General features: G+C 63.0%; 11 protein-coding genes. 3 read left to right on the top strand and 8 right to left on the bottom strand.

Features of this window, described 5'->3' with window-relative positions; genetic code table 11:
* Nucleotides 1-13 precede the first annotated feature (13 nt).
* Complete coding sequence (locus tag ACWIKC_RS05075) at nt 14-1,255, top strand: TetR/AcrR family transcriptional regulator (RefSeq protein WP_454599031.1); 1,242 nt, start codon at nt 14-16, stop codon at nt 1,253-1,255.
* Here the strand turns inward: ACWIKC_RS05075 and ACWIKC_RS05070 are convergent, their stop codons facing one another.
* The 5 genes from ACWIKC_RS05070 to ACWIKC_RS05050 all read right to left on the bottom strand — a co-directional run bounded on the left by ACWIKC_RS05070 (nt 1,256) and on the right by ACWIKC_RS05050 (nt 7,859).
* Nucleotides 1,256-2,566 (bottom strand): MFS transporter, encoded by a 1,311-nt coding sequence (locus ACWIKC_RS05070; protein ID WP_454599030.1) that lies wholly within the window; start codon nt 2,564-2,566, stop codon nt 1,256-1,258. It abuts the gene before it with no gap.
* 4 nt (nt 2,567-2,570) lie between these two features.
* On the bottom strand, nt 2,571-3,641 hold the full coding sequence (locus tag ACWIKC_RS05065) for an acyl-CoA dehydrogenase family protein (RefSeq protein ID WP_454599029.1): 1,071 nt from the start codon (nt 3,639-3,641) through the stop codon (nt 2,571-2,573).
* Between the two features lie 18 nt (nt 3,642-3,659).
* Nucleotides 3,660-4,868 carry an acyl-CoA dehydrogenase family protein gene (locus tag ACWIKC_RS05060; protein WP_454599028.1) on the bottom strand — a complete coding sequence of 403 codons (1,209 nt, stop codon included), beginning with the start codon at nt 4,866-4,868 and terminating at the stop codon, nt 3,660-3,662.
* A gap of 145 nt (nt 4,869-5,013) precedes the next feature.
* Nucleotides 5,014-6,516 (bottom strand): MFS transporter, encoded by a 1,503-nt coding sequence (locus tag ACWIKC_RS05055; RefSeq protein ID WP_454599027.1) that lies wholly within the window; start codon nt 6,514-6,516, stop codon nt 5,014-5,016.
* Nucleotides 6,513-7,859, bottom strand: a complete 1,347-nt coding sequence (locus ACWIKC_RS05050; RefSeq protein ID WP_454599026.1) for an acyl-CoA dehydrogenase family protein — start codon at nt 7,857-7,859, stop codon at nt 6,513-6,515. Before ACWIKC_RS05050 ends, ACWIKC_RS05055 begins: the two co-directional genes overlap by 4 nt.
* A gap of 572 nt (nt 7,860-8,431) precedes the next feature.
* Here ACWIKC_RS05050 and ACWIKC_RS05045 point away from each other — a divergent pair.
* Nucleotides 8,432-11,494 carry a TonB-dependent receptor domain-containing protein gene (locus tag ACWIKC_RS05045; RefSeq protein WP_454599025.1) on the top strand — a complete coding sequence of 1,021 codons (3,063 nt, stop codon included), beginning with the start codon at nt 8,432-8,434 and terminating at the stop codon, nt 11,492-11,494.
* A gap of 59 nt (nt 11,495-11,553) precedes the next feature.
* On the opposite strand, the gene ACWIKC_RS05040 is transcribed toward ACWIKC_RS05045, so the two are convergent.
* Genes ACWIKC_RS05040 through otsB form a run of 3 tightly spaced genes read right to left on the bottom strand, consistent with a single transcriptional unit; the run spans nt 11,554 to nt 15,484 of the window.
* On the bottom strand, nt 11,554-12,942 hold the full coding sequence (locus ACWIKC_RS05040) for an alpha,alpha-trehalose-phosphate synthase (UDP-forming) (RefSeq protein ID WP_454599444.1): 1,389 nt from the start codon (nt 12,940-12,942) through the stop codon (nt 11,554-11,556).
* A complete protein-coding gene (locus ACWIKC_RS05035) occupies nt 12,939-14,735 on the bottom strand; it encodes a glycoside hydrolase family 15 protein (protein WP_454599024.1) in 1,797 nt (598 codons plus the stop codon). Before ACWIKC_RS05035 ends, ACWIKC_RS05040 begins: the two co-directional genes overlap by 4 nt.
* A 5-nt stretch (nt 14,736-14,740) precedes the next feature.
* Nucleotides 14,741-15,484: a trehalose-phosphatase gene (gene otsB, locus ACWIKC_RS05030; RefSeq protein WP_454599023.1), complete on the bottom strand. Its 744-nt coding sequence runs from the start codon at nt 15,482-15,484 to the stop codon at nt 14,741-14,743.
* Nucleotides 15,485-15,774: 290 nt separating this feature from the next.
* Between otsB and ACWIKC_RS05025 the strand changes: the two genes are divergently transcribed.
* Complete coding sequence (locus tag ACWIKC_RS05025) at nt 15,775-17,040, top strand: HD-GYP domain-containing protein (protein WP_454599022.1); 1,266 nt, start codon at nt 15,775-15,777, stop codon at nt 17,038-17,040.
* Nucleotides 17,041-17,087 lie beyond the last annotated feature (47 nt).

Raw genomic sequence — 17,087 nt, 5'->3', positions numbered from 1 at the left:
AATTGGGGGTGTGATGGCGGAGACTGGCAGGGAGACGACACGCTTCGGGGAGAAGCGTCAGGCGATTATCCATGCGGCATCGCGCTCGATCAACGAGGTCGGCCTCCAGGCCACCACGCTGTCGGGCGTGGCGCGCGCCATCGGGCTCAACGCGACCAGCATAACCTATTACTTCCCGCGCAAGGACAAGCTCGCGGTCGCCGTTTACGAAGAGACGCTCGGGCGCCTCGAGGACATGGCGAGCGAGGCGCTGGCGCAGGCCGATCCGGCTTCGCGCCTGCGCAAGTACATCGCCCTGCATGTCGCGCTGCGCGGGCGGATCAGGCGGGGGGAGCGCGGCCTGATAACTTCGCTTTCGGAAATCCGCACGCTGGACCAGGACACCCGACACCCGCTCCTCATGCGCTATCGGCAGATGGTCGACACAGTCCGGGCCTTTTTCGGCGAGCCGAAGTCCGACTATGAGCGAACGGTCTATTCGGCGCGCACCTATGTGCTGCTCGAGGCGATGATGTGGTGGCCAGTCTGGTCGCTGCGGTATTCCTACCTCGATTTCGCCCGCGTCGAGGAGCGATTGTTCGACATTCTCGCGCATGGCATGCCAAGTCGGCCGGGCCGCTGGCAACCGGTCGCGCTCGCCGATGGCGGCTGGCGCTCGGACAACAGGGGTCTGCCCAGCCAGAACGACGAATTCCTGCGCGCCGCCACCGTGATGATCAACGAGCGCGGCTATCGCGGCGCCTCGGTCAACCGGATCGCCGAGGTTCTCAACGTAACCAAGGGCAGCTTCTATCACCACCACGATGGCAAGGACGAACTGGTCCTCGCCTGCTTTCAACGCAGCTACGATCGCCTTTCTGCAGTACAGATGGCGGGACAGCACAGCGACGGCGATTACTGGACGCGGCTGAGCGGCGCATTGGCCGAACTGCTCGATCTGCAGTTCTTCGACACGATGCCGCTGCTCCGAACCACGGCGCTGCAAGCGCTGGACAGCGAGCGGAAGGTCGATGTCGTAACCCGGTCCAACCGCCTCGCGCGGCGCTTCGCAGGCCTGCTGATCGACGGGATTGCCGATGAATCTGTGCGGCCAATAGATCCGCTGATCGCTAGCCAGGTGATTATGTCGACGCTCAACGGAGCCAATGAAGCTCGCAAGTGGGCCGGGCGGTTCGGCGCTCCTGCCAGCGCGATCGAAACCTATGCCACGACCCTGACCAGCGGATTGCTCGCTCCGGTCGCGGTTCCTGCCTGATCAGGCGCGGTCGAATTCGCGCGGTTCGCGTACCCGCAGGATCAACACCGCCAGCGACAGCGTCACCGCTCCAAGCACGATCGCGAACAGCGGCGTGAAGCCGTGGAATGCGACCAGCACGCCGGCCAGCACCGGTCCGACCGCAGCGATCGCCCCTTCTACCGTCGTTACGAAGGCAAGCCGCATCGGCGTGTCCTGCTGCTGGCCGAATTCGAGCACCATGGTGGTCGAGGCGAGCATCCAGCCCGATCCCCCCACGCCCAGCAGGGCGAAGGCGGCGTAGATCGGCGGGGCGCTGCTGCCGAAAACCAGGCACAGCACACCCGCGATGGTGCAGGCAAGCGCCCCGACATAGACCCGCTTGAACCCGTAGCGGTCGCCCATCGGCCCCCAGATCACGTTCGAGACCGTATCGGAGCCTAGGAAGACGAAGCTGAGCCCGCCGATCAGCGCACCGTCGAGCCCCAGCACCGCTCCGGCATAGACCGTCCAGAACGGCGCGCCGACCCGAGCGAAGGTGGCAAAACTCTGGACCCAGAGGAAATTGGCGAAACTGCGATCCTCCAGCAGCTCCGGAAATTGCCGGATCCGCTCGAACATCGGCATTTGCGGGCGCGATACCGGCGCCGCGGGTTCCTGGACCATGGTCTTGAGAACGACCAGCCCCGCACTTGTCAGCAGGAAGGCGAACAGGAATGTCGTCGCATAGCCATTACCCAGCCATGCATCGGCGATGAAGTAGTTCCCCGCCACATAGGCGAGCACCGCCGCGATCAGGCCACCGGCGAAATTGCGATAGCCCTGCAACCGTCCGCGCTGGCGGATCGGGATGAGCTTGCTCATCAGCATCTGAAAGGCGACCCGCTGCGCCCCGGTGAAGAAGCCAAGCAGAAGGAAGCACGCGAAAGTCGCGACCAACAGCGCATTGCCGGTCAGGAACCAGGCCGCCAGCGCCAGCCCCAGGATCATCAACCGCATCATCGAACCCACGCGAATGGCGTAGGGCAGGATGTGGCTGCGGTGCTCGATCCGCGATCCGCTGGCAATCGGGCTGATGGTCGCGCCCAATTGCAGCAGCGCCGCGCCGAGCCCTACCGCCGCAGTGCTGCCGGTGAGCAGGATCAGATAGGCCGGAATGATGGTGGGGGCATAGATCAGGCGGAAACCCGTCATCCCCAGCACGCCATGGATGAAGTTCGCGCGAAAATTGCGCTTGAGGTTCGCGTCGACGAAACGCGCATGATCGGCCAGCGCGCGGGCTTGCGCGCTGGCCGGTGTGCTCAGCCCTTCGGGATCCCCGAACGGCTCCAACTACTCAATAGCCGCCGATGGTCGCGAAGCGGTTCTTGAGGAAGGCGGTGCTGCCGAAGCTGGCTTCCAGCACGCGGGCGCGCTTGAGATAGAAACCGACATCATATTCGTCGGTCATGCCCATGCCGCCGTGCAGCTGGACGCCTTCGCGACTGACGGTGTGCAACACCCGATTGGCTTCCGCCTTGGCGATAGTGGCGGCGCGCGCCACGCCGAACCCGCTGTCGAGCGCCTGCAGGCCGCCTTCGACCGCCGAACGCATCATCGCCAGATCGCCGAACAGATCGGCCATGCGGTGCTGCAGCGCCTGGAAGGTCGCCAGCACCTGGTTAAACTGCACGCGCTGCTTGAGGTAATCCAGCGTGGCATCGAACACTGCCTGCGCCATACCGAGCATTTCGCAGGCGGTGAGGATCCGCGCACGGTCGAGGACATCGTCGAGCAGGCTGTCGCCGCCGCCAGCCAGCCTGTCCGCCGCAGCGCCGTCGAATGTGACGTCGGCGTGGCTGCGCTGGTCGGTCAGCTTGCGGGTCGACAACGAAACGTCCTCACCCTTTTCAACCAGGTACAAGCCGTCCTTCACCGCGACCACGAACAGGTCCGCACCGTGGGCTTCATGGACGAAAGCCTTGGTGCCCGACAGCTTCCCGCCCGACACCGTGGTTGCGAGCTTCGCCGGATCGTGCCGGGGGCCTTCGTCGATCGCGAGCGTGCCGATGATTTCCCCGCTGGCGAGCCCCGGTAGCCATTTGGCCCGCTGCTCCTCGCTGCCACCCAGCAGGATGGCTGCCGCGGCGATGGTGCTGGCCACCAACGGGCTGGCCGTCAGTGTCTTGCCCAGTTCCTCTACCACCAGTCCGGCCGAGAGCCAGCCGAAGTCCGAACCGCCATGTTCCTCGGGTATGACCACGCCGACCCAGCCCATTTCGGCCATGGTGGCGTAAGCTTTGCGGTCGAACGCTTCCTCCGCGCCGCCGGCCCGCACCTTGCGAAATTCGCCGACCGGACTTTCATTGGTCGTCCACTCGCGCGCCATATCGCGCAGCATTTCCTGTTCTTCGTTGAGAACCGCCATATTCCTGCTCTCTCTTTCTTACTGGTGGTCGAGCATGCCAAGCACACGCTTGGCGATGATGTTGTTCTGGATCTCGGTCGAACCGCCGTAGATCGTTGTGGCCTTGCCGAAGAGCCATGCGCGCACGCCCCCCAGCTCGGCCTCGGAAAAGCCCTCGCCTTCCCAACCCAGCCCCCGCAGGCCCATGATCTCGATCATGAGTTCGGCGCGTTCCTGGCCCAGCTTGGTACCCAGCTTCTTGAGCACCGAGCTGATTTCGGACACGCCGCCCGCCTTGCTCTCTTCGGTGGCACGTCGCGCGGTCAGCAGGAAAGCCCCCCAGCGAATCTCGAAATCGGCGATCCGGTCGCGCAGGACCTTGTCGGCAAGCTCGCCATCGGCGTCGGTCTCGACATATTTCTTGGCAATATCGGCCAGGCTCGCGCCCATCAGCCGGGCCATGGCGCCGCCGCCCGACAGATTGGTCCGCTCGTGCTGCAGCAGGCGTTTGCCGATGGTCCAGCCCTCGCCTTCCTTGCCGACCAGATTGCCCTTGGGCACCTTCACGTCGGTGAAGAAGGTTTCGCAGAACGGGCTCATGCCGCTGATCATCTGGATCGGCCGAACTTCCACGCCCGGCGCATCCATGTCGATCAGCAGGAAGCTGATGCCCTTGTGCTTGTCGCTGCGGTCGGTGCGCACGAGACAGAAGCACTTGTCCGCCCATTGCCCGCCGCTGGTCCAGGTCTTCTGCCCGTTGACGAGGTAATGGTCGCCCTTGTCCTCGGCCGTGGTCTGCAGGTTCGCCAGATCGGACCCGGCGTTGGGTTCGCTGTATCCCTGGCACCAGCGGATTTCGCCGCGACAGATCGGTGGGATGTGCTCGTGCTTCTGCTCCTCGCTGCCATATTCGAGCAGCGTGGGGCCGAACATCATTACGCCCATACCGCCAATGGGATTGAAAGCGCCGACCTTAGCCATTTCCTCGCTGAGGATAGCTGCCTGCTTGCGCGAAAGCCCGCCGCCGCCATACTCCTTGGGCCAGGTCGGGGTTCCCCAACCGCGCTCGCCCACCGCTTTGCGCCAGCTTTCTTGCGCCGGAGTCTCGTGATCCGGCCCTTCGACGGAAGACAGGGCATTGCTCTTGCCCTTGAGTTCGGCCGGGAAATTCTCGGCCAGGAAGTGGCGCACTTCCTCGCGGAACGCCTCCTCCCCGCTATGGCTGTCGATCTGTGGCTGGGTAGCCATGCCTGCTTCTCCTCTAAATTACCGGCCGCTGGGCCGCTTGATTGAAAACCCATGACACCTTCATTGTGGCAGATGCGCTGTTTCGTCCAGATTGCGCACGTCCCTGCGTTCGCGTTTTACGGTGAAAGCTGGCACGCTCGCGTCCTCAGCGAGCCGGCGAGCCGAAAGCGCCGTCGCGGATCGTCTGTTCTCGCGCTTCTGCCTCGCGCGCCCGCAAGCGGTCGATGTTGTCGCGATGGCTCGCCTCGGTGATCGGATAGAACAGCAGGAAAAGTGACCCGATCGTCCACAACCCGAAAGAAGCGGGAATGTAATGGATCAGCAGGCTGTGCTGCATCGCCTCCGTGACCAGATCGGGATCGAGGTTGGCCGGAAAGTCGGACAGTTCCAGAACGATGCCGGCAACCAGTATGCCCAGACCGGTCGAACATTGCTGCATGAAGCTGGAGGCTGCGAAAAAGACCCCGGCGGTGTGCTGGCCGGTCCGCACCGCGTGGTCCTCGACGACGTCGGCCAGCATTGACGAGGTGTTGATCAGCGAAATAGCGATCATGGCGCCATAGACCGCTCCGATAAGGAACAGCGTCGGCAGCAACATCGGATCGCCCTCCGGGAAAAAGGCGCCAAGCAGCGTCAGGACCAGCGGCGACAGGCCTAGCGTAATACCCATCAGGGCCATCAGCATCGAAGTGTTGCGCTTGCCGAGCCATGCGGAGAACCTCGGCGCCAGCGGCGCGGCGATGGTCGCAGCGACCAGGCTGTCCAGCGTGAGCAGTGCCAGTTGGTCGGCCTGCAGCTTGAATACATAGGTGCCGAAATACAGCGTGGTCGCTGCGTAGAGCCCGATCGCGGTGTATTTGAACACGCCGAAACCGAATATGGCGAGGAAGCCGCGATTGCGAAACGCTTTCCCCATCTCGCGCAGATGCGAATCCGGCACGGCGCCTTCCCCCAGCACGTCGCGCTGGCGCAGGTAAGGCACGCGCTTCAAGGTCCCCAATCCGCAGACCATGATCGCGGTGAAGATCAGGGCACCACCGAGATAGGCGAATTTCACATAACCCTCGGGATTGAGCTGACCCCGCGATATCTCCGGTGTCGCGACGAAGAACACGGCGAGACTGAATGCGGTGAAGCCGAAGGTGCCCGCATATCCGAACCAGTAGCGCAGGCCGAACAGTTTGGTTCGCGCGGCATAATCCTCGGTCAGTTCCGGGTTCATCGCGCTCGACGGGATCTCGAAGGCACTGATCGACGTCCGCGTCAGCGACGCGATAGCGAAGATCCACACCCCCATCTGCATATCGGTCAGTCCGTCGGGCGGAAACCAGGCGAGAATGAAGAAGAAGGCGGTTGGCAGCGCCGACCCCAGGATGAAGGGATGCCGACGGCCGATGCGCGACCGGGTCATGTCGGACCAGCGCCCGATAAACGGATCGGCCACCGCATCCACCAGCAGCGTCAGCGCGATCGCCGTCGACACGATCGAGGCGGGCACGCCGAGCACCTGATTGTAAAACAGCAGCAGATAGGTCGAAAACGCCGCGTTCTTGATGCCGTTGGCAACCGCACCGAAACCATAGCTCAAGCGCTGCGGCCGGGTGATGGGCGGCATGGCGGCGGGGGTGTTCAACGTCCCCTCGCTCACTCGGCAGCCTCCACGATTTCCTCGACCGGATCGTACATTTCGCGGGCTCTGGCGCGGCGATCGAGCAGCGAGTAATCGGGGAACATCGGGTCCGCGACGTCGCGATACTGGCGCAGGTGCTGCTTCGCGACCGTGACCTTGTGCACCTCCGTCGGACCGTCGGCGATCCCCATCACCATCGAGCCGATCAGGCTACCGACGAAGGGCATTTCATTCGACACGCCGAGCGATCCGTGGATGTGGATGCAGCGATGCGCGATGTCGTGATAGACCTTCGGCATCAGCGCCTTGATCGCCGCGATGTCCTTGCGAACCTTGCGATAATTCTGGTGCTTGTCGATCATCCAGGCGGTCTTGAGCACGAACAGCTTGAATTGCTCCAGCTCGATATAGCTGTCGGCAATCTGCATCTGCACGGCCTGGTAGTCGGCGATCGTGCCGGTCCGGGTCTTGCGGCTGACCGCGCGGCGGCTCATTGCATCCAGCAGGCGGCGGCAATTGCCGACCGTCCGCATGGCATGGTGGATCCGTCCGCCACCCAGACGAGTCTGCGAAATCGCAAAGGCGCCGCCCTGCTCGCCGAGCAGATGGTCCGCCGGCACCCGGACATCGGTATAGCGGATATAGCTCTCCGAGCCGTTCTCCTGCCCGTAGACACCAACATTGCGCAGGATATCGACCCCGGGCGTATCGATCGGCACGATGAACATGCTCATCCGCTCGTGGCGCGTCGCGTCGGGATCGGTCACCGCCATTACGATCAGGAAATCAGCCCATTTCCCATTGGTGGAGAACCACTTTTCGCCGTTGATCTTCCAGTGGTTCCCGTCGAGCTCGGCATGGGTGATAAAATTTGTGGGGTCGGAGCCGCCCTGCGGTTCGGTCATCGAAAAGGCCGAGACGATCTGGTTGGCCAGCAAGGGCTGAAGATACCGTTCCTTCTGCTCGGGAGTTCCGTAATGCGCGATGATCTCGGCATTGCCGGTGTCGGGCGCCTGGCAGCCGAAGACGATCGGCGCGAAACTCGCACCGCCGAGAATTTCGTTCATCAGGCCGAGCTTGACCTGACCGAAGCCCTGTCCGCCGAGTTCGGGTCCGAGATGACAGGCCCACAGCCCCTTGGCCCTGACCTCCTCTTGCAAAGGACGGACCAATTCGTTTCTGCGCGGGTTTTTCACGTCATAGGGGTGGATGCCCAGCATGCCGAGCGGCTCGACCTTGGCGCGGACGAAATCATCCATCCAGTCGAGCTTCGCCTGAAACTCGGGATCGGTTTCGAAATCCCACGCCACGCCTGATCCTTCCCACTTCGCCGCCTTTTGCAGGCTGGTCGAATCATCCATACCCAATCTTTAGAGTTAAGCAAGACTCCGCCTCTTCCGCTTCGGCGCCACGCCGAAGGTGCGCACCTTCCCAGGAGGCAAACCGATCCACGTTCCGGGCCCTCCGTCCAGCGTACGGGCTTTCGTTGATCGGAAACGCAAAATCAGCCCGTCGCTCGCACCTGTGCGCAACTCGTTCCGAGCCTGAATCCGAAGCCCGGGCGCAAGCCAAGCATCGCGCATGGCAATCGGTCAGCTCGAAAGAAACTTCCGATTTCACCGCACGCCCCCTGAAAAATGAATAGCTGGTATGTTACGAATTTCGGCCGCCTGCGCCAGCCTCGCAGCCTCACGATCCGGCTTCGATCACCCGTCGAATGACCAATCAGCCAGCGCGATTAAGTTGCTATTCGCTACGGAAACTGAACCGGACCGGACCGCTCATCAACAGCAGGCAAGCAAGCCAGGGGCGGATTGCCCGAACCCGAGCACAGATGAATGACCGCGCTCCGCCGCTTGACATACGGACCCAAGAAGCGTCATTTAAAGACTCGGTATGCACCACAAAAGGGCAGCCGGCGGAGGAGAGGGATATGACACGAAACAAGTTCGGCCACACCTCGGCGGTGTGGGCGCTCGCTGCGGGGATCGCCTCGCTCACGCCATCGGTAGCCCTTGGCCAGGAGACCGCCGAAAACCAGGATCGCCCCATCATCGATGAACCGGATCCGGTCAGCGATGCGGACCAGCGGACCATCGTGGTGACCGGTTCGCTCATTCGCGGCACGCCCGAGGACAGCGCCTTGCCCGTCGATGTGTTCTCGACCCAGCAGTTGGCGGCGGAAGGCGTCACGTCCCCGCTCGACTTCATCAAGGATATCCCTGCAGTCGGTTCGGTCCTGGGCGATTCCAACCAGTTCTCCGCGGCCGCGCAGGGGCTTGGCGGCGTCGGCTCGCTCAACCTGCGCAACCTTGGCGCAACCCGGACTCTGGTGCTTCTCAACGGTCACCGCACGATCGTGTCGCCCGGTGACGGGGTGGTCGATACGAACTTGCTCCCGCTGTTCGCGCTCGAGCGTATCGAACTGCTGAAAGACGGCGCGGCCGTGACTTACGGTTCCGATGCTGTCGCGGGCGTTGCCAACTTTATCACCCGGAAGAATTTCGACGGGATCGAAATGCAAGGCGACTATCGCTTCATCCAAGACAGCGATGGCGATTACACCGGCAGCATTCTGGCAGGCAGGGATCTGGGCGAGGACGTGAACATCCTGCTCGGCTTCGGATATCGTCACCGCTCGCCGCTCGCGGCGATTGATCGCGATTACGCCAACCTTTCTTACGAGACCAATCCCGCCGGCTATTCGCTGGTGAGCAACCCGGCGACGTATTTCCCCGCCATCCGTACGACAGGTCCGATCCGGAACAACCCGGCCGCCGCAAGGCGCCCGACGGTGGTCGCCGGCACTCCTTTCCAGGATGCCGGTTGTACCGATCTGGGCGGCACTCAGCTGTTTTCGGGCGGCACCACGCCGCTGTGCGCTTACCAGTTCACCGACTACAACAATCTCGTGGAGGAGCAGGACTTCTACCAGGCTTTCGGTCAGTTGAATGTCGACCTTTCGAACTCCGCACGGTTCAACGCCGATGTCCTCTGGGCCCGAAGCGTCACGCGCACCGCCCTCTCGCCTTCCTACCCATCGACCACGGGCCCCGCGGGTCCCGGTACGCAGTTCAACTATTTCGTGCCCAGCACCAATCCCGGTTTCGCAAATTTCGTGGCTCAGACCGGGTTCCCGGCAACGACTGCCATCCCTGCTCCATACGGCGCGGCGATCCTGCTCTATCGCCCCTTTGCGCTGGGCGGCAATCCGCTGGCGGATTCGCCCTTCGGCAACGAAAGCTTCAGCAAGAACAACAGCTGGCGCGTTTCGGCCGGTTTCGAGTTCGATCTCAATCCCGAGCTGATAGCATCGCTGCAGGGCACTTATATTCAGTCGAGTTCGGAGTCGCTGATTCCGGACTATCTCCCGGTGCGGCTGCAGAACGCGCTCGATGGCCTGGGCGGTCCGAACTGCAATGTCGCCACCGGCACGCCCGGCCAAGGTGGCTGCCAGTTCTTCAACCCCTTCTCGAATGCGATCGCAATCAACCAGATTACCGGCCAGACCAATCCCGGCTTTACTGGCGCCGCGGGCCAGGCGAATGCCAATGATCCGGAATTGATCCGGTTTCTGTTCGGCAACACGGGCACCTTCCAGCAGGAGCAGAACCTCGTAATCGATGCACTCGTTTCCGGGGCCCTGGGTGGGCTGGATCTGGGGGCCGGACCCGTCCAGTTCGGGGTCGGCGCCCAATATCGTTCGACCAATTTCGATACCGAGGGTCGCAATGACGAGGGCCTGTTCCTGAACGATCCCCAGCGCAATCCGTGTCGGATCCCGGGCGACACCTCCTGCGCTGTGCGGACCGGTCCCTTCGCTTTCCTCGGACAGTCACGCGACATCGAGTTGTTCAACGATGTCTATGCCGTGTTCGGCGAAGTCCAGATACCTGTGTTGGACGCGCTCGAGGTCAATCTGGCCCTGCGCTACGAAGACTATGGTGGCCAGACGGGTTCGACGCTCGATCCCAAAGGAAGCTTTCGCTTCGAGGCGACGCCATGGCTGGTGCTGCGCGGTTCGGCCTCGACGACCTTTCGCGGTCCGTTGCCGAGCAACGTCTCGCCCACAACGGTTACCGCGCTTCAGGCGATCGACGCTGCCAACGGCGGGTTTCTCTCCGTGGACATTACGGGCGACCCTGCTCTGCAACCGGAAAGCGCCTTTACCTACAATATCGGCGCGGTCATCCAGAGCCGCAATTTCAACGCCTCGGTCGACTACTGGAGCTACGATTTCGAGGATGCCATTGCCCTGGAAGACGAGAACGCGATTGCCACCGCGGTCATCCCGCAGCGCGGCGGTCTCGCCGATTGCAGCAATCCGCTTGCAAACCGCCTGACCTTCGCGACCAACTGCACTCAAGGGGTCACGAGGGGCGCCGATCTCGCGCGCGTCCAGACCTTCATCGTCAACAGCGCACCGGTAAAAACGAACGGTTTCGACTTCTCGGCCGACTACACGTTCTTCTTCGGCGAAAGCGCTTTCACCATCGGTGGGGCGGCAACCTGGACCTTGAACTACGATGTCGATCCGCAAGTCGTAGGAGGGGTTCAGATCTCCGATGCCTACGACGCCGTGGGCTTTGCGAATTTCGACCGCGCTCCGGGCACGATTTCCGAGTTGAAAGGCAATGCCTTCGCCAACCTCAACCTCGGCAATCTGAATGCGCGCTACGTGTTCCGCTATGCGAGCGGGGTGACGGACGATCGCTGCCCCGAGAACGCACCATGCTTCGTGGCGACCGTTGGAACCAGCTTTGGCGATCGGACGACCGAAACCGATTTCGGCCGCGACATTCCCTCACTGCAGCAGCATGATTTCACGCTGCTGTATGATCTGGCATTGGGGTCTGCCGAGGTGCAGTTGCAGGGCTCGGTCGAAAACATCTTCGACGAAGATCCGCCCGAAGCGCGGTTCGAGCTGGGGTACAATCCGTTTATCGGCAACCCGCTCGGCCGGACATTCCGCCTGGGTGCGAAAGTCCGGTTCTGATCCTTCTGGGTGGCAAAACGACATGGGCCCGGTGCTGAGAAGCGCTGGGCCTTTGGCGTTCAACCGGTGCCGGTGCTCGCCAGATCCCTGACAAAATCCTCGGTCCATTGCTTGACGTTGTCGTCGCGCACGGTGTCGATTGTCGCCTCGTAGCGGCGCTGGCGTTCGGCCAATGGCATGTCGAGCGCCGTGCGGATGGCATAGGCCAGATCGTCGGGGCTGTGCGGATTGACGATCAAGGATTCGGGCATCTGCAGCGCCGCGCCGGCGAATTGCGAGAGGATCAGCACTCCGGGGTCGAGCGGGTCCTGTGCGGCGACATATTCCTTCGCCACCAGGTTCATCCCGTCGCGCAAGGGCGTCACCAGCCCGATCTTGGCCGCACGGAAGAAGCCGAACAGTTCGGCATGGCTGTAACCGCGGTTGACGTAGCGGATCGGGACCACATCCACTTCCGAGCGCGCGCCGTTGATCTGACCCGCCTTCTGCTCGAGTTCGGCGCGGATCTGCTTGTAGCTATCGACATCCTCGCGGCTTGGCGGCGCGATCTGGATGAAGACGAGGTCGCGCACGCGTTCGGGAAATTGGTCGAAGAAGCGCCCGATCCCGTCGAGCCGTTCGGGCAGGCCCTTGGAATAGTCGAGCCGGTCGACCCCGATCATCGCGGTCCGGCGGCGGGTCGAGGAAAGCAGTCGCTGCCCCGCCTGGCGCGCGGCGCCGGTCTCGCCTTGCGCCTGGAAATCGTCCCAGTCGATCCCGATCGGATAGGCCCGGGCATAGGTCGTCCAGCCATCGAGCGTCACCGCGCCGGTCTCCTCGTCGACCACGGCACCCAGCTCCTCGGCGCAGTAATGCAGGAAGCTTTCGCGCCAGTCGACAGTCTGGAAGCCCACGAGATCATATTGCAACATCGTGCGCACGAGGCGCTCGTGATAGGGCAATGACACGAACAGCCGCGTCGGCGGCCAGGGGATGTGCAGGAAGAAGCCGATCCGGTTCTTCAGCCCGCGCGACCGCAGCCGCTCGCCCAGCGGGATCAGATGGTAGTCGTGGACCCATACGAGGTCGTCTTCCTCGATCAGCGGGGTGACGCTTTCGGCGAAGCGTTCGTTGACCCGCTCGTAGCCCTTGCCGGTTTCGCGTTCGTATTCGGTCAGGTCGAGGCGGAAGTGGAACAGCGGCCACAGCGTGGCATTGGCATAGCCGTTGTAATATTCGTCGATATCGCGGTGCGACAGGTCGATCGTCGCGGTGGTCACGCCATCGTGGCGCTGCATCGCGATATTGCCGTCCTCGTCGTCGCTCTCTTCGCCCGACCAGCCGAACCAGATACCCTTGTGATCGCGCAGAGCGGAATTGAGCGCGCCGGCGAGTCCGCCCTGCGCACCGGCGGCGCCACGCGCCTTGGGTACCGCAACCCGGTTCGAGATGACGATGAGTTTGCCTATCGGACTTCACTCCACGGTTTGGACAACAGACCGGCGCAATTGATTACCCCTACGAGCGAGTAGGTCTGGGGGAAGTTCCCCCACAGCTCGCCCGTATCGTAATCGAGGTCCTCGCTGAGCAGTCCCGAGCGGGTAGTGTGGCTGAGCATCGTTTCGAACAGCACCCGCGCCTCGGCATCGCGTCCGACCAGATGGAGCGCCTCGATCAGCCAGAAGGTGCAAACATTGAAAGCGGTCTCGGGCGCGCCGAAATCGTCCTCCGCAGCATAGCGCAGCATGTGATCGCCGCGCCGCAGATCGCGCTCGACCGCAGCGAAGGTCGACAGGAACCGCTCGTTGTCAGGCGAGAGGAAGCGCAATTCGACCATCTGCAGCAGGCTGGCGTCGAGATAGTCGCTCTCGAAGCTGGCGCCGTAGTGGCCGCCCTCTTCGCCATTCTCGACCCAAGCCTCGCTTTCGATCTTGGCGCGGATGGCATCGGCGCGCTGGCGCCAGAACCGGCAGCGATCCTCGCGCCCGAGCCGGTCGGCGACATTGGCGAGCCGATCGCAGGCCGCCCAGCACATCACCGCAGAATAGGTGTGCACTTCCTGACGGGTGCGGAATTCCCATAGGCCGGCGTCGGGCTGGTCGTGCATCGCCCAGGCCATCTCGCCGACCTGTTCGAGGCTCTCGAAATCGCGCTCGTCGGCCATTCGCAGCAGGCGGCGGTCGAAGAAGCCCTGCACCGTCGGCAGGACGATCTGGCCGTAGCAATCGTGTTGCACCTGCTTGAAGGCGGCATTGCCGCGCCGCACCGGGCCCATCCCGCGATAGCCCGCGAGCGCGGTTTCCTGCCCTTCGTTGAGCTCGCTCTGGCCCATCACCGAGTAAAGCGGCTGGATGTGTCCGCCCTTCGCGCCGTCGATGATGTTGCGCAGATAGGCGAGATATTTCTCCAGCACGTCGAGCGCGCCGAGCCGGTTGAGCGCCTGCACCGTGTAGTAGGAATCGCGGATCCAGCAGAAACGGTAGTCCCAATTGCGCTCGCTGTTGGGCGCCTCGGGAACCGAGGTGGTCAGCGCAGCGACGATCGCGCCGGTTTCCTCGTGCTGGCACAGCTTGAGCGCGATGGCGCAGCGGATCACCTCGTCCTGCCATTCGAGCGGAATGTGCAAGCCTCGGGTCCAGTGGGTCCAGTATTTCTCGGTCAGCGCTTCCATCTGGCGCACTTCGGAGCGCAGATTGCCGACGAAGGGCTCGTCGGGGCCGAGGAAGAAATGAATGTCGTGCTCGAGCCGGAAAGTGCGGTCCTCGAGCACATAGCCGACCGGGGCATCGGTGCTCAGCCGCAGCGCCTGCGGTTCGACCAGATAGCGGATGTGATTGGTGCCATTGGTTGTCTCGGCGCGCGTGCCGCCGTAATTCTTCATCGGCGTGAGCACCATCCGCAGCCGCGGCGTGCCCGCCACCGGGCGCAGGATGCGAGTGAAGGCCACCGGACGATACATCCGCCCCGACCGTTCGAAGCGCGGGCAGAAATCGTGAATCTCGACCGCGCTACCGTCTTCGGACTCGAGCCGCGTGACCAGGATCGGGGTGTTGCGGCGGTAATGCTGCGTCGCGGAAACCTGCCCCTCGATTTCGAACCGCCAGACGCCATCCTCGCGCTGGTCGCCATTGAGCAGCGAGCAGAACACCGGATCGCCATCCACGCGCGGCACGCAGCCCCAGGCGAAGGATCCCTCGCTGTCGACGAGCGCGCTGACCTGGCAATTGCCGATCGGCCAGAGTTCGAGATTGGGCGTTTCCAAGGGTCCTACAACTCCAGCCAATTGTGCACTGCGTCAACGTCCGAAAGCCGGAATTGTGCGTGTGTTTCGCGTTGATCGCCAACAAGGATGCCGAATCCGCCCAGTTCCACGCAGGCGGCAAAGCCATCCTCGTCGGTGACGTCGTCGCCTATGAACACCGGTTGCGCGCCGACGAATGGCTGCTGCGCCATGAAGGCGCGCACCGCCCCGCCCTTGTCCGCGCCCTGATGCACCAGCTCTACGACGCATTTGCCGGTCTTGATCGCCAGGCCCTCGCGGGCGGCGATGGTACGCATGAACGCATCGGCGCCTTCGCCGGCTTCGGGGTGGGCGCGATAATGCAGCGCGCAGCCATGCGATTTGGTCTCGAAGATCAGTTCGTGGGCCCGAGCATAGGCCTCGACCTCGGCGATGGTCCCGGCATCGAGCCCACGGGGAACGCCGCCCAGGACGGAGCCATCGGGCCAGCGCCGGTCGGCCCCGTGCGAGCCCGCCCGCGCCACCGCGAGAGGGCCGACATGCGATTCCAGATCCGCCAGCGCGCGGCCGCTGACCAGTGCGAAGCGCCCGTCCAGCCGTTCGGCAAGACGCTCAACCCTAGGCCCCAGTCCTTCCGGCACCTCGATCGCATCGGGACGCGCCGCAATTGCCACCAGCGTGCCATCGAAATCGAGAAACACCGCCACCGGCCCCTCGGCAAGCAGGTCTGCGAGAGATGGTGGCGCAAGAAGCGGAACAATTCGGCCCATGGCGCGCGGCAATAGGGCTTGATGCTGGCAGGTCAAACCCCGAACTCGGACACAGGCGTGGAGGCTGTCGATCGGTCGGAAGAGTGGTGCGCAGAGGGTAGGTGGGATCTCGACCTGACCTGAGGTTTGCGATCCCAGCGCAACTGCCGTCGCCTGTTCGACGACCACGAACCACCCCTGATGTCGACGCGGGCGAATAACTCCCCTCCGCCGACGAGCTTCAACACTTATCAAGAGATTCGGGCTAGGTCGTCGATGCGTTGTTTGCTCAACGCCGTGCAGGGAGCGGAATGGAACATCAGATTCGCCCAGAACATGCACAGGTCGGCATGTATGTGAAAAGCTTCAGCGGCTCATGGTTCGCCCACCCGTTCTGGCGCGCCCATTTTGTTCTCAGGAGCGCGCGCGAGGTCGAACGGGTCCGACATTCGGGGCTCGATTATGTCGTTATCGACGACGCCCTGGGAATCGGTCTGGAAACGACCGCTCCGGAAAAGCCCCGTGCGCCGACGGTTCGGGCAAAGCAACGCCCGCGAGCCCCGGCCTTTGTCGCGCGTCGTCCCTCGCGTGGATGGGCTGAAATAGAACGCGCTCGCGAGCGGTCGGACCGGAAGGAAGCATCGGCGCTACTCACGAAGTCGAAGAAAATCGTGCGCAAGGCGTTCGCGGAGGTACGGCTGGGGCGTGCGATACGGGTCGAGGAAGTCGCGCCGATCGTCGACGATATCCTGCACAGCATCGACCATAATCCGCGCGCTTTGCTCAGCGTCCTTCGCCTCAAGAAGAAGAACGAATATACCTATCTCCATTCGGTTGCCGTCTGCACATTGATGGTCAACGTCGCGATCCACATGGGAAGAAAAGCGGAGGAAATCCGCGACTACGGGTTGGCAGGATTGCTCCACGACGTGGGGAAAATGGAAATCCCGGACAGCATCCTGGACAAGCAGGGTCCGTTGACAGACGAGGAATTTCGCGAGATTCGCAATCACTCCGAATACGGTTACGGGATTTTGTCCCAGTCCGCCGAAGTTCCCGATGCCGCGCTCGACGTTTGCCGCCACCATCACGAAAAAATGGATGGCACCGGCTATCCTTTCGGCCTTTCCCACGATGGCATTTCGACGGTGGCGCGGCTTGGCGCCATTTGCGACGTGTACGACGCTCTGACCTCCAGCCGCGTCTACAAGGATGCCTCGACGCCCACGCAGGCGCTTGCCGCGATGTGGAGTTGGGATGGCCATTTCGATCGCGAGTTGCTGTTCACCTTCATGCAGAGCCTCGGCGTATTTGCTCCAAACTTGATCGTGCGCCTGCGCAGCAACCGCCTCGCCCTAGTGCTGGAACCGACCCGCCCGAACCAGCAGACGCGGGTTCTCGCCTTTTATGCCATTCGCGAAGCAAACTGGATCGCGCCCGAAGAAGTGACCATCGACGACAGCCTCGCGACAGACGGGATCGTCGGCCTGGCCGATCCGGTGGAATGGGACCTCGGCGAGCATGACGCGATCGTGGGGCGATTGTTGAGCCCGATGGTCCAAAGCCAAGTGGCTTGACCGGCCTCCCGGCCAACCGCGATCGGAAACTTCCCGGTGCGATGATT

The sequence above is a fragment of the Qipengyuania sp. SM2507 genome, assembly GCF_053714505.1.
Note: the sequence above shows the minus strand (reverse complement) of the source record. Positions and strands in the feature narration are given on the sequence as shown.